Annotated in this window: 15 protein-coding genes and 2 pseudogenes; 7 read left to right on the top strand and 10 right to left on the bottom strand. The window is 68.9% G+C overall.

Annotated features, from left to right (window positions below; genetic code table 11):
- Positions 1-2: 2 nt before the first annotated feature.
- A pseudogene (locus ACWGI2_RS22820) lies at positions 3-1,886 on the bottom strand (glycoside hydrolase family 48 protein); the annotation flags it as partial.
- A gap of 402 nt (positions 1,887-2,288) precedes the next feature.
- Between ACWGI2_RS22820 and ACWGI2_RS22815 the strand changes: the two are divergent.
- From ACWGI2_RS22815 to ACWGI2_RS22790, 6 genes and pseudogenes are all read left to right on the top strand, one after another.
- Complete coding sequence (locus tag ACWGI2_RS22815) at positions 2,289-3,443, top strand: glycoside hydrolase family 5 protein (protein ID WP_453697252.1); 1,155 nt, start codon at positions 2,289-2,291, stop codon at positions 3,441-3,443.
- 33 nt (positions 3,444-3,476) lie between these two features.
- A pseudogene (locus tag ACWGI2_RS22810) lies at positions 3,477-4,855 on the top strand (glycoside hydrolase family 6 protein).
- Between the two features lie 252 nt (positions 4,856-5,107).
- Positions 5,108-6,091, top strand: a complete 984-nt coding sequence (locus tag ACWGI2_RS22805; protein ID WP_453697250.1) for an arabinan endo-1,5-alpha-L-arabinosidase — start codon at positions 5,108-5,110, stop codon at positions 6,089-6,091.
- Complete coding sequence (locus ACWGI2_RS22800) at positions 6,073-7,530, top strand: family 43 glycosylhydrolase (protein ID WP_453697249.1); 1,458 nt, start codon at positions 6,073-6,075, stop codon at positions 7,528-7,530. Before ACWGI2_RS22805 ends, ACWGI2_RS22800 begins: the two co-directional genes overlap by 19 nt.
- 47 nt (positions 7,531-7,577) lie before the next feature.
- Positions 7,578-8,474, top strand: coding sequence for a rhamnogalacturonan acetylesterase (locus tag ACWGI2_RS22795; RefSeq protein WP_453697247.1), 897 nt, complete (start codon positions 7,578-7,580; stop codon positions 8,472-8,474).
- A 93-nt stretch (positions 8,475-8,567) separates the two neighbouring features.
- Positions 8,568-9,596 (top strand): pectate lyase family protein, encoded by a 1,029-nt coding sequence (locus tag ACWGI2_RS22790; protein WP_453399657.1) that lies wholly within the window; start codon positions 8,568-8,570, stop codon positions 9,594-9,596.
- An 18-nt stretch (positions 9,597-9,614) separates the two neighbouring features.
- Here the strand turns inward: ACWGI2_RS22790 and arfA are convergent, their stop codons facing one another.
- From arfA to ACWGI2_RS22760, 6 genes are all read right to left on the bottom strand, one after another.
- Entirely contained in the window at positions 9,615-11,129 is a 1,515-nt protein-coding gene (arfA, locus tag ACWGI2_RS22785; RefSeq protein WP_453697246.1) for an arabinosylfuranosidase ArfA, read from the bottom strand.
- Positions 11,130-11,217: 88 nt separating this feature from the next.
- Positions 11,218-12,276, bottom strand: a complete 1,059-nt coding sequence (locus ACWGI2_RS22780; protein ID WP_453697245.1) for an amidohydrolase family protein — start codon at positions 12,274-12,276, stop codon at positions 11,218-11,220.
- On the bottom strand, positions 12,273-13,028 hold the full coding sequence (locus ACWGI2_RS22775; RefSeq protein WP_453697243.1) for an ABC transporter permease: 756 nt from the start codon (positions 13,026-13,028) through the stop codon (positions 12,273-12,275). The genes ACWGI2_RS22780 and ACWGI2_RS22775 overlap by 4 nt, the downstream gene beginning before the upstream one ends.
- The gene (locus tag ACWGI2_RS22770; RefSeq protein WP_453399661.1) at positions 13,025-13,819 is read right to left on the bottom strand and encodes an ABC transporter ATP-binding protein; all 795 of its coding nucleotides are present in this window, start codon (positions 13,817-13,819) and stop codon (positions 13,025-13,027) included. Before ACWGI2_RS22770 ends, ACWGI2_RS22775 begins: the two co-directional genes overlap by 4 nt.
- Positions 13,816-14,646 carry an ABC transporter permease gene (locus tag ACWGI2_RS22765; protein WP_453697241.1) on the bottom strand — a complete coding sequence of 277 codons (831 nt, stop codon included), beginning with the start codon at positions 14,644-14,646 and terminating at the stop codon, positions 13,816-13,818. Before ACWGI2_RS22765 ends, ACWGI2_RS22770 begins: the two co-directional genes overlap by 4 nt.
- Positions 14,643-15,632 carry an ABC transporter substrate-binding protein gene (locus ACWGI2_RS22760; RefSeq protein WP_453697239.1) on the bottom strand — a complete coding sequence of 330 codons (990 nt, stop codon included), beginning with the start codon at positions 15,630-15,632 and terminating at the stop codon, positions 14,643-14,645. Before ACWGI2_RS22760 ends, ACWGI2_RS22765 begins: the two co-directional genes overlap by 4 nt.
- A 259-nt stretch (positions 15,633-15,891) precedes the next feature.
- Here ACWGI2_RS22760 and ACWGI2_RS22755 point away from each other — a divergent pair, with 259 nt between their 5' ends.
- Entirely contained in the window at positions 15,892-16,917 is a 1,026-nt protein-coding gene (locus ACWGI2_RS22755) for a LacI family DNA-binding transcriptional regulator (RefSeq protein ID WP_453697238.1), read from the top strand.
- A 32-nt stretch (positions 16,918-16,949) separates the two neighbouring features.
- On the opposite strand, the gene ACWGI2_RS22750 is transcribed toward ACWGI2_RS22755, so the two are convergent.
- Genes ACWGI2_RS22750 through ACWGI2_RS22740 form a run of 3 tightly spaced genes read right to left on the bottom strand, consistent with a single transcriptional unit; the run spans position 16,950 to position 20,121 of the window.
- Positions 16,950-17,828: a carbohydrate ABC transporter permease gene (locus ACWGI2_RS22750; RefSeq protein ID WP_453697237.1), complete on the bottom strand. Its 879-nt coding sequence runs from the start codon at positions 17,826-17,828 to the stop codon at positions 16,950-16,952.
- Positions 17,825-18,772: a carbohydrate ABC transporter permease gene (locus tag ACWGI2_RS22745; protein WP_453697236.1), complete on the bottom strand. Its 948-nt coding sequence runs from the start codon at positions 18,770-18,772 to the stop codon at positions 17,825-17,827. The genes ACWGI2_RS22750 and ACWGI2_RS22745 overlap by 4 nt, the downstream gene beginning before the upstream one ends.
- Positions 18,769-20,121, bottom strand: a complete 1,353-nt coding sequence (locus ACWGI2_RS22740) for an extracellular solute-binding protein (RefSeq protein WP_453697234.1) — start codon at positions 20,119-20,121, stop codon at positions 18,769-18,771. Before ACWGI2_RS22740 ends, ACWGI2_RS22745 begins: the two co-directional genes overlap by 4 nt.
- Positions 20,122-20,183: the final 62 nt, after the last annotated feature.

The raw sequence follows: 20,183 nt of genomic DNA, 5'->3' as shown, positions 1-20,183 counted from the left end.
GGTCACCGCGAACCCGGCCCCGGTTCGAGGAGCTCCGCGTAGGCGCCCATGGCGAGCGCGATGTCCACCTGCGCCCAGAAGCGGTGGTAGGTGAACTGCGGCGCCGCTCCCCCGGCGAGATAGGCCTCGACCTTCGGCCAGTCGGGGTCGTCGCGGTAGAAGGAGCGGATGGAGGTGAAGTCGGACCCGGAGTTGATGGTGTCGCCGTTCGGCATGGTGCCGGTCCAGCCGTTCGGGACGTACACCGCGTCGTCGAACCGGTTGTAGTCGGCGCGGGTCTCGGGCACAGCGATGCCGAGGGGGTCCTGGTGGTGGAGCCACATGCCGTCAAGGAGCGCCTTGGCCGTGGTGGCGGCTTGGGTGTGACCGGTGGCGGCGGCGTAGTACGTGAGGGTCTTGGCGTAGGCGCCGGCCACGCCCACGTCGTTGGTGCGGTCGACGACGGACACGTGAAGTCCCGCGTTGACGCCGGGGTTTGACGGGTTCCAGGTGTCGGGCTGACCGGACCACTTCAGCGTCGAGGGGAAGCTGTAGGTGCCGTCGGCGGCGATCTTCGTCTCGGACAGGGCCCACTTCACCCACTTGTCCATGACGGTCTTCGCGGCGGGGTCGTCGGTCTCGTGGAGGTACTCGGCGACCCGCTCCATCGACCAGGCCTGGAAGCCGAACCACTGGTTGGACGGCGGGTCGTGGTAGACGGGCTTGTCGTCGTACGCCATGCCGTAGAAGGTGGGGGTGCCTGCCGGGGGTTTGGCGTACCGCCCCTGCCAGCTGTTGGTGACGCCGCCCGCGATGGCGCCCTCGGCGGACTGAAGCCAGCGGTAGAACTCGATCTGCCGGGTCAGGCTCTTCGTCCAGTCCGCCTTGCCCGATGCCGACTTGGGGGCGAGCGGGGCGTACTTGCTGAGGGCGAAGGCGGCGAGGGGGTTCTGGTAGCCGCCGTGGCTGTGGCTCGATCCGATGCGCCAGGCCCAGCCGGCGGAGGTGTCGGTGGCGCCGCCCCAGGCGTAATACCAGGACAGCAGGTAGTGCGAGCTGTTCTTGCCGCTGCCCGGTGCGCAGCCGGAGGGGTCGGTGCAGTCGCCGATGGTCTTGAAGTACTTGTCGAACAGGGCGTAGCGCAGGTAGTCGCCCATCTTGGCCGCCTTGGCGACCGTCGCCGCGACCTGGGACTCCTTGCCCTGGGCCGAGGCCCAGACGTGCGCCCAGTAGGCGGCCTGCACCGCGCGGGCGTCGGCGTCCGGGGCGTTGGTGTACTTCCACTGCTTGGCGTAGGAGGCGTCGCCGGTGAACAGGTCGAGGTAGCCGTTGCGGCCGCCGTGGGCGAACTCGTCGCGGGTGGGGTGCGGGACGGTCTCCCAGACCGACTCCTGGGGGCCACGCTGGAAGGTGTTGATGTAGACCGGGCCCGTGGCGTCGCCGCCGTAGCCGTAGACGTTGTCGACGTCCTGGAGCCAGTGCATGCCGTAGATGTCGTCGCTGCCGTAGGCGCTCTTCAGCTCGGCGGCGATCGGGTCGGCGCCTGCCTGAACCGAGGGATCGAGCCGGGCGGGGTACTGGGACGGCTGGTCGTGTTCGGGGGCGTACGTGGCTGGTTTCGCCGCATTGTAGAAACTGTTCGTCGGCTGGTCGGCGCGGGCCGGGATCATGAATTTCTCCATGGTTTCCCAGGCCGCGCTGAAACGTGTCCAGTCGCCGCTGACCTTGCCGTACATGGCCTGAAGCCAGAGGAGATAGCTGTATGCCTCGGATGTCGTCTCGTGCCCGTGGTCGGGGGCTTCGACAATGAGGGTTTCGACGGAGTGGTACGGAATACCGTCCGGCGAGAAATAGCCGTTCGCGGAATTGGTGATCTTCGCGTAGAGGTCGAGGAAGCGCTGTTCGTACTCGGTGGCCGCGGGGGCGGCGTGAGCGGTTTGAGCTGCGGGGTTGAGCGCCACGACGGCGGGGGCCAGCGCGGCTCCGGCGCCCAGAGCCAGGAGGTTGCGGCGGCTGATTTCCGGTCTTGAGTGGCCGGGGCGGTAGGCATCGGAGAATGCGGGCATACGGGGATCTCTCCTGACGGCTCGGTGGGGGGCGTGCTCCGCTTGGGGAGCGTGGGAACCAGTGGGAGCGCTCCCAAAATTCAACCGGAACGGCGCCGTGTCAAGAGTTCGCACACGAAAGGGAGTTGTCGAATTAATTCGACAGTGAGGATGCGGGGAATCTGAGAAACCTGCCAACCTTTCTGTTCTCGGCGGCGACTTCCTGCTAGCTTCCACGGTCACCAGTGGGAGCGATTCCGGCTAATGCCCAAGGAGTCGCTCATGCGCCATCCCCCGCGTCTGCTCCGTACGCTGGCCGTGCTGGCCGGCGCCGTCCTCACCGCCACCGGACTCGTGATGCCCTCCGCCCTGTCGACGGCGGGCGCCGCTCCGTCGGCAGCGGCACCTCCCCCCGTCCTCAAGGCCGACGGCAACCGGCTCGTCGACGCCGAAGGCACCGCGCACCGGCTGCTCGGCGTCAACCGCTCCGGCGGCGAGTACGCCTGCGTCCAGGGCTGGGGCTTCTTCGACGGCCCCGTCGACGACGCCTCCGTCAAGGCCATCGCGGACTGGAAGGCCAACACCGTACGCATCCCGCTCAACGAGGAGTGCTGGCTGGGCACCGGCAACATCGACCCGCGCTGGGCGGGCGGGAACTACCGCGCGGCCATCGGCGATCTCGTCCAGCGCGTCCAGGACCACGGCATGACGCCGATCGTCGAACTCCACTGGTCGCACGGCCAGTACACCGGCAACTCGTCGGCCTGCTCGGACGTGCACGCCAGCTGCCAGAAGCCGATGCCGAACGCCCGGCACACCCCGGCGTTCTGGACGTCGGTCGCGAACACCTTCAAGGACGATCCCGCCGTCGCCTTCGACCTCTTCAACGAGCCCTATCCGGACCGCGCGACCCCCACGACCGACCAGGCCTGGGCCTGCTGGCGCGACGGCGGCACCTGCCCCGGCATCGGCTACGAGGTCGCCGGCATGCAGGACCTGATCGACGCTGTCCGCGGCACAGGCGCGAAGAATCTCGTGCTCGCGTCCGGCATCGCGTACGCGAACGATCTGAGCGGCTGGCTGAAGCACGCGCCCACGGACCCGGCGGGCAATCTCGCCGCGGCCTGGCACGTCTACAACTTCAACTCCTGCGCCAACGCCAGCTGTTGGGACACCACGTTGGCGCCGGTCGCCGCGAAGGTGCCGCTCGTGGCGGGCGAGATCGGCGAGAACACCTGCTCGCACGGCTTCATCGACGCCGTCATGAAGTGGCTCGACGCGCACCAGGCCTCCTACCTCGGCTGGACCTGGAACACCTGGAACTGCTCGTCGGGCCCCGCACTGATCAGCTCCTACGACGGCACACCGACCCCGTTCGGCATCGGGCTCCGCGACCACCTGCGCGCGCTCGACACCTGACCCCCCCCACACCGGAGAGGAACCACTCCCACCATGAGCCGCACCCCCTCCAAGCACCGCAGATCCCGCACCCTCTTCCTGGCCGCGCTCGCCACCGTCCTCGCCACCTCCGGCGGCACCGCGCTCGCCGTCGGCGACAGTGGACACGGCACGATCCGCGCCGCCGCCCGCGTCGACAATCCGTACGCCGGCGCCAAGCCCTATGTGAACCCCGAGTGGTCCGCGAAGGCCAAGGCCGAAACGGGCGGCGGCGCCATCGCCGGCCAGCCCACCGGCGTCTGGCTCGACCGGATCGCCGCGATCGAGGGCGCGGGCTCCGCGATGGGCCTGCGCGACCACCTCGACGCGGCGCTCCAACAGGGCGCGGGCGTCATCCAGTTGGTCATCTACAACCTGCCGGGCCGGGACTGTTCCGCCCTCGCCTCCAACGGGGAGCTCGGCCCCACCGAGATCGACCGTTACAAGAGCGAGTACATCGACCCGATCGCGAAGATCCTCGCCGAAGCCAAGTACGCCAACCTGCGCATCGTCACGACCGTCGAGATCGACTCGCTGCCGAACCTCGTCACCAACACCGGCGGCCGCCCCACCGCGACGCCCGAGTGCGACGTGATGAAGGCCAACGGCAACTACGTGAAGGGTGTCGGCTACGCCCTGAACAAGCTCGGCGCCGTGCCGAACGTCTACAACTACGTGGACGCGGGCCACCACGGGTGGATCGGCTGGGACGACAACTTCGCCGCCTCCGCGCAGGTCATGCACCAGGCGGCGACCGCCGAGGGCAGCACCGTCGACAAGGTGCACGGCTTCATCACCAACACGGCCAACTACAGCGCCCTGAAGGAGAACAACTTCAAGATCGGCGACACCGTCAACGGCCGGTCGGTCCGCGAGTCCATGTGGGTCGACTGGAACCGCTCCGTCGACGAGCTCTCCTTCGCCCAGTCGTTCCGAAACCAGCTGGTCTCCACCGGCTTCCGGTCCGACATAGGCATGCTCATCGACACCTCACGCAACGGCTGGGGCGGCGCCGCCCGGCCCGCGGGCCCCGGTCCCACGACGGACGTCAACACCTATGTGGAAGGCGGCCGTTACGACCGGCGCATCCACATCGGCAACTGGTGCAACCAGTCGGGCGCGGCGCGGGCCTCGGCGAACGGCCGAGGACCGCCCCGGAGGCCGGCATCGACGCCTACGTGTGGATGAAGCCGCCGGGCGAGTCCGACGGGTCGAGCAAGGAGATCCCGAACGACGAGGGCAAGGGCTTCGACCGCATGTGTGACCCGACCTACCAGGGCAATCCCCGCAACGGCTTCAACCTCTCCGGGGCACTCCCCGACGCGCCGATCTCCGGGAAGTGGTTCTCGGCGCAGTTCCAGCAGCTCATGAAGAACGCGCACCCCGCGCTGTAAACCCGCCGCCGCCCCTCGGGCGGCGACCTCCCCGGGGGTGGACGGCGACCGGCCGCCGTCCACCCCCTCCCGTCCACTCTCTGCTGATGTCCGTGCGTGTGACGGGAGTTGAGCACGGGACGGGCCGACGATGCCTGTGTGAACCGTTGACGCGGAAGTACTTCGATTCTACGGTCCCGTCCGAAGACACGATCGCCGTTCGAGATATCGGACGACCTTGGCGGCGGTCCCCCACCACCCAAGGAGACCGGAGTGAGCCGCACCCCCACCGCCTTCCGGCGAAGAGCCCTCATCGCGCTGCCCGCCGCCGCCCTGCTCGCCCTCATCCCGAGCAGCGCCACCGCCTACCCCAACCCCGGCCAGGTCACCGGCGACATCGTCGTCCACGACCCGACCATGGCCCGCACCTCATCGGGCAAGTACCTGCTCTACTCGACCGGCGACGGCCTGCAACTGCGCACGTCCACCGACCGGATCGCCTTCGGCCGCAGCGGCTCCGCCTTTCCCACCCGGCCGAGCTGGTGGAACAACTACAACTCCACCGGAGACGTCTGGGCGCCCGACATCTCGTACCACGGCGGCAAGTACCTGATGTACTACTCCGTCTCGTCGTTCGGCTCGAACAAGTCGGCCATCGGCCTGGCCACCTCCACCACGGGCGAGCCCGGCTCCTGGAAGGATCAGGGCGCCGTCTACACCTCGACCACGTCCAGCGACTACAACGCCATCGACCCGAACCTCTTCGTGGACGACGACGGCAAGTGGTGGCTGTCCTTCGGCTCCTGGTGGACCGGCATCAAGATGATCCGCGTCGACCCCTCGACAGGCAAGCAGTACGCGGGCGACACGGCCCGCCGCTCGCTGGCCTCGCGCCCCACAGGCACCAAGGCCGTCGAAGCGCCCTACATCGTCAAACGGGGCGGCTACTACTACCTCTTCGCCTCGTACGACACGTGCTGTGCGGGCACAAGCTCCACGTACAAGATCAAGGTGGGCCGCTCCTCCAGCGTCACAGGGCCGTACGTCGACAAGAACGGCGTCGGCATGATGAACAACGGCGGCACCCCGGTCCAGGAGAGCCACGGCCGCTACATCGGCCCCGGCGGTCAGTCGGTCATGAAGGACACCGACGGCGACCTGCTCGTCTACCACTACTACGACGCCCAGGACAACGGCACACCGAAGCTCGGCGTCAACCTCCTGAACTGGAGCTCCGGATGGCCCGTCGCCTACTGACCCTGCTCGCGGCCCTCCTCCTCTGCGTCGGCGTGGCACAGTCCGCCCCCGCCGCCGAGGGCCGCCCGTACACCAACCCGGTCAAGGCCCAGAAGGGCGCCGACCCCTGGATCTCCTACCACCAGGGCAACTACTACCTGGTGACGACGAGTTGGACCCACGTCATCACCATGCGCAAGTCGCCCACTCTGGCCGGGCTCGCCACCGCACCCAGCGTGCAGGTGTGGGACGGCAAGGCGGACAACGCCTCGCGCTGCTGCAACATCTGGGCGCCGGAGCTGCACTTCTCCGGCGGCCGCTGGTACCTCTACTACACGGCGGGCGAGGACAGCACCGAGTTCGGCTCACAACGTCTGCACGTCCTGGAGAGCAGCGGGTCCGACCCGCAGGGCCCCTACCGCTACAAGAACCGGCTTCAGCACTCCTCGCAGAGCGGCTGGCTCATCGACGGCAGCGTCATGACGGTCGGCGGCAAGCTGTATCTCCTGGCCAGCGCCTGGCAGGGCAGCAACCAGAACGTGCTGATCGCCCCCATGTCCGACCCGTACACGGTCAGCGGCGCCTTCACCACCATCTCCTCGCCCACCCACGCCTGGGAGAAGGCGGGCTCGAACGTCAACGAGGGCCCCGAGGTGCTCCAGCGCGGCGGCAGGACCTTCGTCATCGTCTCGGCGAGCGGCTGCATGACCCCCGACTACAAGCTGGGGCAGCTCGAACTCACCGGCTCGAACCCGCTGGCCACGTCGTCCTGGACCAAGAAGTCCACGCCGGTCTTCCAGCGCGACGACGCGGCGGGCGTGTACGGCCCAGGCCACAACGGCTTCTTCAAGTCGCCGGACGGGACCGAGGACTGGATCGTCTACCACGCCAACGACTCCGCGTCCGACGGCTGCGACAACGGCCGTACGACACGGGCGCAGAAGTTCACCTGGAACGCCGACGGCACCCCGGCCTTCGGGAAGCCGGTCGCGCTCGGCACCACCCGGGCGGGCCCTTCGGGCGAGACCGCGGCCACCCCTGCGGCGTACACCCTCACCAACCGCGGCAGTGGCAAGTGCCTTGAAGTGGCGGGGAGTTCGACCGCCGACGGCGCCAACGTGCGGCAGTGGAGCTGTAACGGCGGCAGCAACCAGAAGTGGCGGATCGAGGACCGTGCCGACGACACCAGCCGCCTGGTGAACGTCGCGAGCGGCAAGGTGCTCGACACGGCCGACTGCTCCGCCGCCGACGGAGCGGATCTGCGCCAGTGGCCGTGGCTGGACAACACCTGCCAGAAGTTCCGCCTCGTCACCACCGACGCGGGCTGGGTCCGCCTGACCAATCAGGCCACCGGCAAGGTCGCCGACGTCGCCGACTGCTCGGCGGCGGACGGAGCCGACGTACGCCAGTGGTCCTGGCTCAACAACCACTGCCAGCAGTGGCAGCTGAAGCCGGCCTGATCCCCGCCCCGGACCTGCACACCCCTCTTCCCTGTCAGGAGTGCCCGATGGGCCGCAACTCAGACAGCACAGACAACGCAGACAGCACAGACAGCGCGGTTTCCGCGCTGATCACCCTCACGAGCCGAAGACGCTTCCTGGTCGGCACCGCCGCCGCACTGGGCGCGGGCGGCGCCGTCCTGTCGGCGTCCGGCACCGCCGCCGCCACCGGACGCGACGGCCCGGATGCACGGGCTGTCACCACCTTGTACATCGCCAGTGACTCCACCGCGCAGACCTACAACGCGAATTTCCACCCCGAGGCGGGCTGGGGCCAGCTGCTTCCCCGATCCTTCACCGAGAACGTCACGGTCGCCAACCGTGCCATCGGCGGGCGCAGTTCACGCTCGTTCATCGAGCAGGGACGCCTCGCCGCCATCCACCAGGAGATCCGCCCGGACGACTATCTGTTCGTGCAGTTCGGCCACAACGACGCCACGGTGAACAACCCGGAGCGCTACACCTCGCCGGAGGACTACAAGGAGTACCTGCGCGAGGACTACATCAGGGCCACCCGCGCCCGCGGAGCGGTGCCGGTGGTCGTCACGCCTGTCTCACGCCGTGACTTCAACGCGAGCACCGGCGAGTTCAAGGTGTCCTTCCCCGCGTACGTGGCCGCCGCGCGGGCCGTGGCCGATGAGGAGGACGCCCCGCTGGTCGATCTCTCCGAGCTCAGCCGCCGGTATCTGACAGAGCTCGGCGTGGAGGCGTCCAAGGGGGTGTTCCTGTGGCTGGCTCCGGGCCAGTACCCCAACTTCCCGAACGGCGTGCAGGACAACACCCACTTCCAGGAGCGCGGAGCCCTCGAGATGTCGCGCCTGGTCGCAGGGGCGGTGGCCGGTCTCGGTCTTCCGCTCTCGGACGAGGTGGTGCCTGCGGGGCGGCGGCCGGTGGCCGCCCCGTAACAGAAGCGGGCGCGGCGGCAACGTCCGCCGCGCCCGCGGCGACAGGCAAGGGGGCGGGACCGGCCCACCCCCCGAATGACCGGAGGACAACTCATGCACGGAGCGCGCGGGACGAGCGCGAGGGCCAGGCGGATCGGCGTGGCCGCGGTGGCAGGGGCCGCGATCGTCGGGGCGGTCGCCTGGAGCGGGAACGCCGCCGAGACGTCCGGGGCCGACGGCAGCGGCGTCACGACGCCGAAGCCCGCGGCGGCGGCCGTGGGCCAGGCGGTCGGCTTCGGCGCCGGCACCACGGGCGGCGGCGACGCGACCGCCACCACGGTGAAGTCGCTCGCGGCGTTCAAGGCCGCCGTCGGCGGCAGCAGCGCCAAGGTGGTGAAGGTCGACGGTCTGATCTCTCTGTCCGGTCAGGTCGACATCGGGTCCAACACCACGGTGCTCGGCGTCGGTTCGGCCTCCGGGTTCACCGGCGGCGGTCTTCGCATCAAGGAGGCCAACAACGTCGTCGTGCAGAACCTCAACATCAGCAAGCCCGTCGCGCCCGCCGACGGGATCACGGTCCAGGAGTCCACGAAGGTGTGGATCGACCACAACTCCTTCTCCGCGGACCGCGAGCACGACAAGGACCACTACGACGGCCTGCTCGACATCACGCATGCCTCCGACGACGTCACCGTCTCCTGGAACACCTTCAAGGACCACTTCAAGGGCTCCCTCGTCGGGCACAGCGACAACAACGGCGACGAGGACACCGGTCACCTGAAGGTGACCTACCACCACAACCACTTCAGCAACATCTACTCGCGCATCCCGAGCCTGCGCTTCGGCACCGGGCACTTCTACGACAATTACGTCCAGGGCGCGGACACCGGGGCGCACTCCCGGATGAGTGCGCGGATGCTGGTCGAGAACAACGTCTTCCGCGACACGAAGGTGGCCATCACGACCAGCCGCAGCAGCGACGAGGACGGCTACGCGGTCGCGCGGGGCAACGATCTCGGGGGCGCCGCCACCGAGATCTCCCAGGCGGGCGACTTCACCAAGCCGCCGTACACCTACACGGCCGAGCCCGCCTCGTCCGTCGTCGGCACGGTGACGAACGGGGCGGGCGCCGGCAAGCTCTGACCCGTCAGGGCCCGGGGCTCAGCCCAGCCGGATCACGTTCCATGACAGCGGCTCCAGGACGGCGTGCAGCGTGCCGTCCTGGACTGCTGTTCCGGTGACGCCGTGGGGGGTGACGCGCTCCGGCTCCGCGAGGGTGTTGCGGGCGCCCGGGTCCGCGTCGGCGAGGGCGCTGTGCTCGATGACGGTAGTCAACTCAAGGCCGTGGAGCGCGACTTCGAGGGGCAGTGGTTCGCTCTGGCTCCGGTTGACCGCGAAGACCGTGACAGTGCCGTCATCGGCGCGTACGGCCGTCGCGTGCAGCAGGGGCACATCGCCGAACTTCGGCGTCGCGTGCTCGGGCGAGTCCACGCGTACGTCGAGGACCTGGCCGCGGCCGTGCCGCGAGGCCTGCGCGAAGGGGAAGAAGGTGGTCTGCCGCCAGGCCGGGCCGCCCGGCTCGGTAAGGATCGGCGCGATGACGTTGACCAGCTGGGCCAGGCACGCGACGGCCACCCGGTCGGCGTGCCGCAGGAGGGCGATCAGGAGCGAGCCGACGACGACCGCGTCGGTGACGGTGTAGTTGTCCTCCAGGAGGCGCGGCGCCTCGGGCCAGTCGCGCAGGCTCGCCTCGACCTCGGGGTGCGGCCGGGACTGGTACCAGACGTTCCACTCGTCGAAGGACAGGTTGATCTTCTTCTTGGACTTCAGGCGGGCGCCCACGTGGTCGCAGGTGGCGACGACGTTCTCGATGAAGGACTCCATGTCGACGGCGGAGGCGAGGAACGAGTCACGGTCGCCGTCGGTCTCTTCGTAGTAGGCGTGCAGGGAGATGTGGTCGACGAGGTCGTAGGTCTCGGCCAGGACCGTGGCCTCCCACGCGGCGAAGGTCTCCATGGACTGTCCGGAGCTGCCGCAGGCGACCAGCTCGACGTCCGGGTCGGCCTGGCGCATCGCGCGTGCGGTCTCGGCGGCCAGGCGCCCGTACTCCTCGGCGGTCTTGTGGCCGGTCTGCCACGGACCGTCCATCTCGTTGCCGAGGCACCACATGCGGATGCTGAAGGGGCCCTTGTCGCCGTGCGCGGCACGCAGGTCCGACCACGCGGTGCCGGCGGGGTGGTTGGCGTACTCCTGGAGTTCCAGGGCCTCTTCGACGCCGCGCGTGCCGAGGTTCACGGCCATCATCGGTTCGGCCTGCGGGCCGATCTTGCGCAGGAAGGCGATGTACTCGGAGAGCCCGAAGCGGTTGGTCTCCGTGGAGTGCCAGGCGAGGTCGAGGCGGCGCGGCCGCTCGTCGGCGGGGCCGACGGAGTCCTCCCACTTGTACCCCGAGACGAAGTTGCCGCCGGGGTAGCGGATGGCGGTGACGCCGAGTTCGCGGATCAGGCCGAGCACGTCGGTGCGCAGGCCCGCCTCGTCGGCCGAGGGGTGGCCCGGTTCGTAGATGCCGGTGTAGACGCAGCGGCCGAGGTGCTCGACGAAGGAGCCGAACAGCCGTGGGTCGACGGCGCCCACGGCGAAGGCGGGGTCGAGGGTGAAGCGGGCGGTACGGGTCATGGTCCCCTCAACTTGGTTCGATATACCGGACGTTGAACGAATTCCCGGACAGACCGTAAGACGGGCGCAGCCGGGGGTCAATGGGTCGTCACGAGCGTTCGTCCGGCAGTCGACACGGCCGCTCGCCCGGCAGTCGCATCAGGCGCCGGATGTTGTGGTGGTAGATCTGCTCGCGTGCGGTGTCCGTGAGGTCCAGCTCGTCGATGACGCGGATCGTCTCGCGGATGTAGAGCGGCCCGCCCTCGGGGTCGAAGGGGCAGTCGGTGCCGAACAGGACATGGTCCGCGCCGAAGAAGTCCAGGCCGCACCGGGTGCCGATGGCGGAGCCCGAGAGCGCGGTGTCGGCGTAGAACCGGCGGAAGTACTCCAGCGGCCGTTTCGGCAACCGTTCGCGGCGCAACCGTTCGAAGTCCTCGCCGGCCGTGCGACTGCCGAGCTGATCGCTCCAGCCCAGGCCGATCCTGCCTTCGAGGAAGGGGATCATCGCCCCCAGATGATGGGTGATGATCTTGATGTCCGGGTGCCTTTCGAGCAACCCGGAGAAGACGAGCCGGGCCATGGCGACACTGGTCTCGTAGGGCCAGCCCAGCGCCCACCAGATCTCGTACGCGGAGGTGTCCTCGGCGGCGTAGTCCGCGAAGGCGGCGCCGCGGGTCGGGTGCATCCAGATCGGCAGGTCCCGCGCCGCCATCTCGGCGAACACGTCCCGGAAGGCCGGATCGTCCAGTGGCCTGCCGTTGACGTTGGTGAACACCTGCACGCCGCGCGCGCCCAATGCGTCGACGGCGAAGGCGAGTTCGGCGAGCGCGGCGTCGGGGGCGTTCATCGGCAGGGCGGCGACGAACGCCGGGAACCGGTCGGGGTGACGCACGCACAGCTCGTGCATCGAGGTGTTGGCGAGCCGCGCGAGCGCCGGGGACGCGGACGGCCCCGCGAGCAGCTCGATCGGCGGCGACGACAGCGTGAGCACCTGCTGGTAGCCGTCGCCGAACTCGTCCATCATCCGCAACCGCGCGTCGAGATCGTGCAGCGCGGACAGTTCGAGCCACCGCTTGAGAGCACCCGTGTCGACGGCGAGCTCGCGCATGCGCGCGAAATACGGCGCGGGCAGGATGTGGCTGTACGCGTCCACTTTGCTGACGTTCATCGGTGTCCCCTCGACGTGTTCGGAACCCAGCGGGTGACCCTGCGGTCGACGGCCTGGACCAGCGCGGTGGCCCCGAGCGCGACGACGAGCACGACCACGAGCACGGCGAGAACACCCGCGCTGTCGAAGCGCCCGCCCGCTTCGGTGACGACGTGCCCCAGCCCGACGACGGCGATGAACATCTCGCCGTTGATCATCCCGGTGACGGCGCGGCCGATGCCGAGACGGACACCGGCCATGATCATGGGTGCGGCGGCAGGCAGTACGACACGCAGCAGCACCTGCGCTTCGCCGGCGCCGTAGGAGCGTGCCATCTCCACCAGGTGCGCGGGGGCGGCCCGCACGGCCGACGCCGTGTTGACGATGACGACGAACATCGCGTACGTGACCACCACCGCGACGATCGAGGCGCGGCCCGCGCCGAGCAGGGCGAAGAAGACCGGCGCGAAGACCAGCGACGGGGCCGTCAGGAGCGCGTACACATACACGCCGAGCGCGGCGTCGACCTTCCGCCAATGGCCCATGGCCATGCCGATGCCGAGGCCCGCCACGAGGGAAATGGCGAACCCCAGGGCCAGATTGACCAGGCTGTCGCGCAGACTGGCGTAGATCAGTCCATCGGCGGCCAGTTCGCGCAGCCGGGCCAGGACCGTGCTCAGCGGCGGGAAGAACGACGCATCCGCCATGCGCCCGGTCAGCTCCCAGGCCAGGGCGCCGACAGCGAGGCTGACCGGCGCGGCCGGCGCGTTCACCGGGCCACCTTCGAGGGGCGGTGCTCCGCGTGCATCGCGCGGAGCCGGTCCCACAGGTACGCCGTGATCTCGGCGTACCGGCCCGAGCGCTCCAGGGAGCCGATGTCGGCCGAGCGCGGCCGGGGCAGGTCCACCGGCACGATGTCCGCTATCCGTCCGGGCCTTGCGCTCATCAGGACGACGCGGTCTCCGAGCAGCACGGCCTCCGCCATGCTGTGGGTGATGAACACGACGGTCAGCCGGTGTTCCTCCCAGATCGACAGGAGCTCCTCCTGCAGCAGACGCCGGGTCTGCTCGTCCACCGCTCCGAACGGCTCGTCCATGAGCAGCACCCGGGGTTCCACGGCCAACGCCCGGGCGATGCCGACGCGTTGCTGCATGCCGCCCGACAACTCACCGGGCAGCTTGGTCTCGAACCCCGCGAGGCCCACCGTCCCGATCAGCGAGCGGGCGCGTTCCTCGCGTTCGGCCCGGCCGACACCCCTCATCCGCAGCCCGAAGGCGACGTTGTCGAGGACGGTCGCCCAGGGAAGGAGCGCGAAGTTCTGGAAGACCACGCTGCGGTCGGGCCCGGGTCCGCGTACCGGAGCGCCGTCGATGAGGATGTCTCCGGCGTCCCAAGGGGTCAGCCCTGCGACGGCCTTCAGGAGGGTGGTCTTCCCGCAGCCGCTGGGCCCGAGCACGGTCAGGAACTCGTTCGCGCCCACCTCCAGGTCCACGTCCCGCAACGCTTGGACGGTGGTCCCGTCCTGTCCGACGAAGCTCTTGCCCAGTCCATGGATCGTGATCATCGAGCGCCTCCAGCCGTCTGTGTCCCTGCCCATCGGGTCAGCTTGCGTTCGCCCCACCGCGCGACGGAGATCAGGAGCAGCGCCTCCGCCAGGATGATCACGACGGTGCCGTAGAGCTGTGGCGCCTTGAGCAGGCCGCGGTATTTGAGGATCAGTCCGCCCAACCCGTCGGAGACCATGAGCAGTTCGACGATGACCATGCCGGTGACCGCCCGCCCGACACCGAGCCGAACGCCCGTCATGATCGCGGGGAGAGCACCGGGCAGCAGGATCTGGGTCCAGATCTGCCGCTCGCGGGCCCCGAAAGAGCGGGCCATCTCGATCAGCGAGGGGTCCACCTGCCGCACTCCGGTCCGGCAGTTCACCACCACCATCACGACCGAGAAAACCGTGACGAGGAGGACCCGAGAGGTCAGGCCCACGCCCACCGACATCACGAGGAGCGGGATGACCGCGGCCATCGGCGTGACGAGGAGGATGTTGAGGTACACGTCCGTGTACCGCTCAAGAAGCCGGAACCTGCCGATGAGTATGCCCGCGGGTACGCCGACGACAAGGGCGAGGCAGAAGCCGAGCACGAGCGCCTGGTTGCTGACGTACAGGGCACGCCACAGCTCGGCGTCGGCGAGGAGCCCGGCCGTGGCCCGGACCGTCTCGGCGAAGCCCGGCAGGAGCAGGCCGCCCCGTTCGCGGGCGTAGAGCTCCCATCCCGCGGCGAAGAGCGCGAACGTGACGAGCCGGTAGGGCCAGTTGGCGTCCAGGATCCGGCGGTGTGCCGCTGCGGCCGTCACGACGCGTCCCTGATGGACTCCCTGATTAACCGTCATGACGCCTCCTCGATGAAGCTGAGGTCGGCCGCGTCCTTCGTGGTCATCCCCCGCTCGATCACGCCGGCGCGGGCGAAGAAGTCGATGGTGCCCTGGACGTTGTTCCGCGTCAGGGCCGCCGCGTCGAACAGCTTCGCGTCGCGGTAGCGCCGTGCGGTCGTGGCCACGTCCTCCTGGTCCTCGTCCGGCAGGTACCGCTCGACCAGCCCCACCAGATGCCGCGGATCGGCATTGATCTTGCTGTGCTCCCGCACCAGGGCGGTGACGAACTCCTGGGCCACCTCCCGGTGTTGGGTGAGGAAGGCGCCGTTCGCGTACACCGTCTGCGGATGCAGGTCCGGCAGGCGCTCGGCAAAGTCGACGACCTTGGTGAGCCCGGTGGCGCCCGACGACTCCAGGGCGACCGCGTCGGACACCTCGAGCGGCGTCGCGTCGATCTCCCCCGAGGCGAGGGCCTGGGCGCGCACGTCCGAGCCGCCGATCGTCAGGTAGTCGGGGCGCTTGCCGGCGCCGCACTCGGCGTCCACCCAGTCCTTGGCGATCGCGGTCGCCACCGCGCCCTCGCTGAAGATCCCGAACGGGCGGCCGTTCAGGTCGTCGCAGGACGAGACGGAGGACCTGCCGTACAGCGCCCACTGGTTGCCGACGACATCGGCGATGATCTTGATGGGGGCGTTCTGTTCGATGGCGCTCAACGCCGGACCCGTCGCCTCTGCCGAGATGGCGTAGTCACCCTTGGCCAGTCCTTCGACGGCCAGTTCCGGTTCCGCGAGTTCCACGACATCGACCTCGTGGCCCTGGTCACGGAGGGCGTCGACGGCCGCAAGGAGCGGCACGGTCGTGAGGTCGGGTTCGATGAGCGCGACAGTGAAAGAGAGCTTTCCGTCGGCGCGGATCTGGGTGCCGGGTCCGCCACAGGCGGTCGCGGTGACGACGGACAGGAGCGCGAAAGCGGCGAGCCGCTTCGCGCGGGTACGGACTTGCATGATCTCCCCCTTCGGTTCCTCCACTTGCTTCGGTCTGCTTCGGTCGACTTCTCGTTCTCGTACGTTCTCGTACGTCCTTGCACGTTCCCCAAGGTCATCGCTTAGGAAAACGTATTCCTCACCGGGATGGTAGCGACCCGGTCCCGACAAACGTCAAGGGGTCAACTCAGGTCAGAGCGCCGGGACTTGTCCGCGCCCATTGCAAACCGGCCACGCCCTGTGGCATGTTGAGGAAAACGTTTCCCTCTGGGGGTGGGCCGTGAGTTCGCTGGTGGATGTCGCCCGGGCGGCGGGCGTGGCCGTGGCCACCGCGTCGCGGGTCCTGAGCGGGTCCGACCATCCCGTGTCGGCCAGCACACGCGCCAAGGTCATCGCGGCCGCCGAGCAGCTGGAGTACTCGCCGAGCGCCCTGGCGCGGGCGATGGTCTCGCCCAACAGCCGTCTCGTGGGCGTCCTGGTGAGCGACATCGTCAACCCGTACTTCTCCGTGATCGCCCGCGGTGTGGACGACGTGGCGACCCGGGCCGGCTACGTGACCATGCTGTCCAACGTCGACCGCAGCACCGCCACCGAGATCGACCGGCTACAGGCGATGCGGGACTACCGCGCCGCGGGAGTGATCTTCGCGGGCAGCGGCCAGGTCGACGACCCGCGGAACCCGGGCCTGGTCAAGGCCGTCCGGCAGGCACAGGAGCAGGGCATCAGGGCCGTCTCACTCGCCGACCGCGACCTCGGCTGCCCGACCATCACCGTCGACAACCACGCCGCCGCCCGGGACGTCACGGACCACCTCGTCGCGCTCGGCCACCGCCGGATCGCGTTCATCGAGGGCCCGCCCGGCATGACCGTCACCCGACAGCGCATGGAGGGCTTCCTCGCCGGCATGCGCGACGCGGGACTCGGCGGGAGCGCGCACTGTGTGCCGGGCGGCTTCGACCACGAAGCCGGTCACACCGCGGCCCTGCGGCTCATCGCGCGTCGGCCGCTGCCCGACGCGGTCCTCGCGGCCAACGACGAAGTCGCGATCGGCGCGCTCGGCGCCCTGCGTCAGGCGGGCATCGACGTACCGGGCGAGATCTCCGTCGCCGGCATCAACGACCTCAGCGTCGCCCGGCACGTCGGCCTGACCACGGTGAGCCTCCCGCTGTACGAGATGGGCTCCATGGCCGCCCGGCGCATCATCGAGTCCGCGCCGGGCCCGGGCGCCGACGGCGGGACGACCACCACGCTCAGCCATCGGCTCGTACCCCGGGAGACCACCGCCCGGCGCCCACCGGAAAGGTGAGGGCCGGACAGTGAGGGTCGGACGGTGCGGGTCTACTGCCCGGCCAGGCCCGTATGCGCCACGCCACTGACGATCTGGCGCTGGAAGAAGACGAAGACCACGATTAGGGGCAGCCCCGCCATGAGGCCGCCCGCCATCAGCTGCGCCCACTGGATCCCGTAGGAGTTCATGACGGTCGCGATGCCGTTCGGCATCGTCATCAGGTCGGGGTTGTTGGTCACCATGTACGGCCACAGGAAGTTGTTCCAGGACGCGATGAACGTAAAGATCCCGACGGCCGAGAGCGAGGGCCTGGACAGCGGAAGGACGATGGTGAAGAAGACCCGCCAGCGTCCGGCCCCGTCGATGTACGCGGCCTCCTCCAGCTCGTGCGGGATCGACTGGAAGAACTTGTAGAGGATGTAGACCATCGCGGCGGGCGCGCACTGCGGCAGGATCATGCCCCAGTAGGTGTCGACCATCCCCATCGACTGGACGGTCGTGAAGAGCGGGACGCCGAGCACGGCCGGCGACACCATCAGGCCCGCCATCACCAGGCCGAGCAGCACGTTCTTGCCCCGGAACTCGGTGCGCGCGAAGCCGTACCCGGCGAGCGCGCTGACGAACACCACGATGAAGGTGACGCATACCGAGACGACGACCGAGTTCACGAACCAGTTGGTGATGTTGCCGCTCTCGAAGAGCGCCTTCCACGCCTGGCCCGTCCACTCCTGAGGCACCCAGTGGGTGGGCACCTCGACGGCCTCGGCCTCCGACTTCAGGGACGTGAACAGGGCCCACAGCAGGGGCGTCATCCACAGCGCGGAGACCAGGACGCCGAGCGCGGTGAGCACGATCTGGCTCGGGGTCCACTTCTTCTTGCGGCTCTTGGGGGCGTTCTTGTTCTTCCGTACGACGATGGCCGTGCTCATCGCACGCCCTCCTCACGCTTGCGCAGGAGCCACATCCGGCCGAGGGCGACGGCCGCGATGAGCACGAAGAAGATGATGGAGATCGCCGAGGCGTAGCCCACGCGGTAGGCGGTGAAGCCCTCTTCGAGGGTGTACTGGACGAAAGTGCGGGTGCTTTCCTCGGGCCCGGGGCCGAAGTCCTGCATCACCACGGCCTGGTCGAAGACCTGGAGCGAGGCGAGTATCTGCAGCGTGATCACGAGGCCGATGATGTTGCGCAGCATCGGCAGGGTGATGTGCACCATGCGGTGCCAGGCGCCCGCGCCGTCGAGCTCGGCGGCCTCGTACAGATGCCGTGGGATGTTCTGCAGCGCCGCGAGGAAGAGCAGGAAGCTGAAGCCGACCGTCCACCACAGGGTGGTGATCACGACGGCGAGCAGGGCGGTGGACTTCTGGGTGAGCCAGGGTGTGTCGAGCCCGAAGACGTGGTTGATCATTCCGGTGGCCGGGTTGAACAGCCACTGCCAGAGGTTCCCCGCGACCGTCGACGGCAGCAGGAAGGGGGCGAAGAAACAGAGCCGCCACAGCCATTTGGCGCGCTCGATGTGGTGGGCGAGCATCGCGAGGAGGAACGCGAGGACGACGATGCAGGGCACCACGAGCAGGGTGAAGTACGCGCTGTGGCCGAGCGAGTCCCACAGGAGCGGGCTGTCGAGGGCCTCGCGGTAGTTGTCGAGACCCACGAAGCGTTCACCCGTGCCGGAGATGTTGGCGTCGGTGAAACTCAGCCACAGGCCACGGCCGATCGGGAGCAGCACGAACAACGCGAACAGGACGAGGAACGGGGCGACGAACCAGCCGCCGTGCTGGACGCGACGGGTCAGCCGGGCCCGCAGCGAATCGACCTCCGTCGCAGAAACGGACCGTACGGTGGGCGGCGCGACCGCGGTGTCGACGGCGCTCATGCGGCGGACCCTCCCTCGGTGGCGGAACGGCCTTCCATCGGGTTCTTCATCGCGACCAGCTTTTCGAGTACGTCCTTCATGCGCCGCGCGGTGGCATCGGGCTTGGCGGAGCCGACGTTCGAGGAGGCGATGACGGGGCCGATGCGCTGGGCGAGGAGCCCGGTGGATCCCGCGAACCAGGCGGGCGGCTCGACCGCCATGTGATCCATGGCCGAGACGTACTCGGACTGCGGCTTGAGCGACACGTACTTCTTGTCGTCAAGGGTCGGCAGGTAGGCGGGGATGTGGCCGCCCCGCGCCCAGGCCGTGGCGTTCTTGACGACGTACGCGGCGAGTTGGTGCGCGCCCTCGTTGGTGACGCCGCCGCGCAGCGACTGGTGCGGCAGGACGAAGCAGTGCGACTCGGTGTGGGTCGCGGGCTTGCCGAAGACGGGTGGCAGCGGGGTCGCGCCGTACTTCAGCTTCGCGCCGCTGAAGACGGGCACCGACCAGTTGCCCTCCCAGGCGAAGGCGGAGCCGTTGACGAAGGACTCGCCGTCGGCGACGCCGATCGCGGTGGAGTAGCCGTCGGTCAGGTGCCGGCGCAGGAACTCAAGGACCTGGGTGGCCTTGTCGGTGTCGAGGGTGACGCCCTGGCCGTCGGCGCTGAGGCAGGTGCCGCCGAGCTGGGTGTAGAAGGAGAGGAAGAACCACCAGGAGAAGTTCGGTTCGTCGGCCTTGATGCCGATGGTGTGGACGTCGCCCTTGACGGCTTTCTTGGCGGCCTTGAGCGCCTTGAACCAGTCCTCGGGCGAGGTGACTTCGGCCAGATCACCGCCCGCGTCGAGCAGTCCCGCCCTCTCGCACACGTCCCTGCGGTAGAAGCAGAGCTGGGCGTGGATGTCGAGGGGAAGCCCGTAGAGCTTGCCGTCGACCACGGCGCGTTTCCACAGCAACGGGTCGAAGTCCGCTTCGCGCACACCGTACTTGGCGAGCAGCCGCACGTCCCACGGGTCCAGGAGCTGTCCGGGAGCGAAGCCCGGTATCCGGCCCAGGTGCATCACCGCGAGGTCGGGGGCGCGATTTCCCGACGCGGCCATCGCGAGCTTGGTGTAGTACGGATTGCCCCACTGGAGGGTCGAGTCCTTGACGTCGACGCGGGGGTTCGCGGCGCGGAAGGCGTCAAGCATCGCGATCATGTTGGCGCCGTCGCCGCCGGAGAACAGATTCCAGTAGCGGACCCGTACGTCCGCGTCCGACGCGATCGCGGATGCGCTGCGGTTCGCGGCGGCGAGTCCGAAGCTGCCCGCGACGGCGAGCGCTCCGATGCCGCCGAGCACACCTCGTCGGCTCGGGAGGGGTGGTGACATTGCGGCTCACTTCTGTTCGATATTTCGAATGCTGCTCGCAACTTCGAACGGGACCGTAAGGT

It is taken from the genome of Streptomyces sp. NPDC054866, from assembly GCF_053610745.1.
This window is presented reverse-complemented; position numbering and strand designations above follow the sequence as displayed.

Bases quoted from the DNA above. Each gene is read 5' to 3' on its own strand.
- ACWGI2_RS22815 (WP_453697252.1), top strand. From the start codon at position 2,289: ATGCCCAAGGAGTCGCTCATGCGCCATCCCCCGCGTCTGCTCCGTACG.
- ACWGI2_RS22800 (WP_453697249.1), top strand. From the start codon at position 6,073: ATGGCCCGTCGCCTACTGACCCTGCTCGCGGCCCTCCTCCTCTGCGTC.
- ACWGI2_RS22795 (WP_453697247.1), top strand. From the start codon at position 7,578: ATGGGCCGCAACTCAGACAGCACAGACAACGCAGACAGCACAGACAGC.
- ACWGI2_RS22790 (WP_453399657.1), top strand. From the start codon at position 8,568: ATGCACGGAGCGCGCGGGACGAGCGCGAGGGCCAGGCGGATCGGCGTG.
- arfA (WP_453697246.1), bottom strand. From the start codon at position 11,129: ATGACCCGTACCGCCCGCTTCACCCTCGACCCCGCCTTCGCCGTGGGC.
- ACWGI2_RS22780 (WP_453697245.1), bottom strand. From the start codon at position 12,276: ATGAACGTCAGCAAAGTGGACGCGTACAGCCACATCCTGCCCGCGCCG.
- ACWGI2_RS22770 (WP_453399661.1), bottom strand. From the start codon at position 13,819: ATGATCACGATCCATGGACTGGGCAAGAGCTTCGTCGGACAGGACGGG.
- ACWGI2_RS22765 (WP_453697241.1), bottom strand. From the start codon at position 14,646: ATGACGGTTAATCAGGGAGTCCATCAGGGACGCGTCGTGACGGCCGCA.
- ACWGI2_RS22760 (WP_453697239.1), bottom strand. From the start codon at position 15,632: ATGCAAGTCCGTACCCGCGCGAAGCGGCTCGCCGCTTTCGCGCTCCTG.
- ACWGI2_RS22750 (WP_453697237.1), bottom strand. From the start codon at position 17,828: ATGAGCACGGCCATCGTCGTACGGAAGAACAAGAACGCCCCCAAGAGC.
- ACWGI2_RS22745 (WP_453697236.1), bottom strand. From the start codon at position 18,772: ATGAGCGCCGTCGACACCGCGGTCGCGCCGCCCACCGTACGGTCCGTT.
- ACWGI2_RS22740 (WP_453697234.1), bottom strand. From the start codon at position 20,121: ATGTCACCACCCCTCCCGAGCCGACGAGGTGTGCTCGGCGGCATCGGA.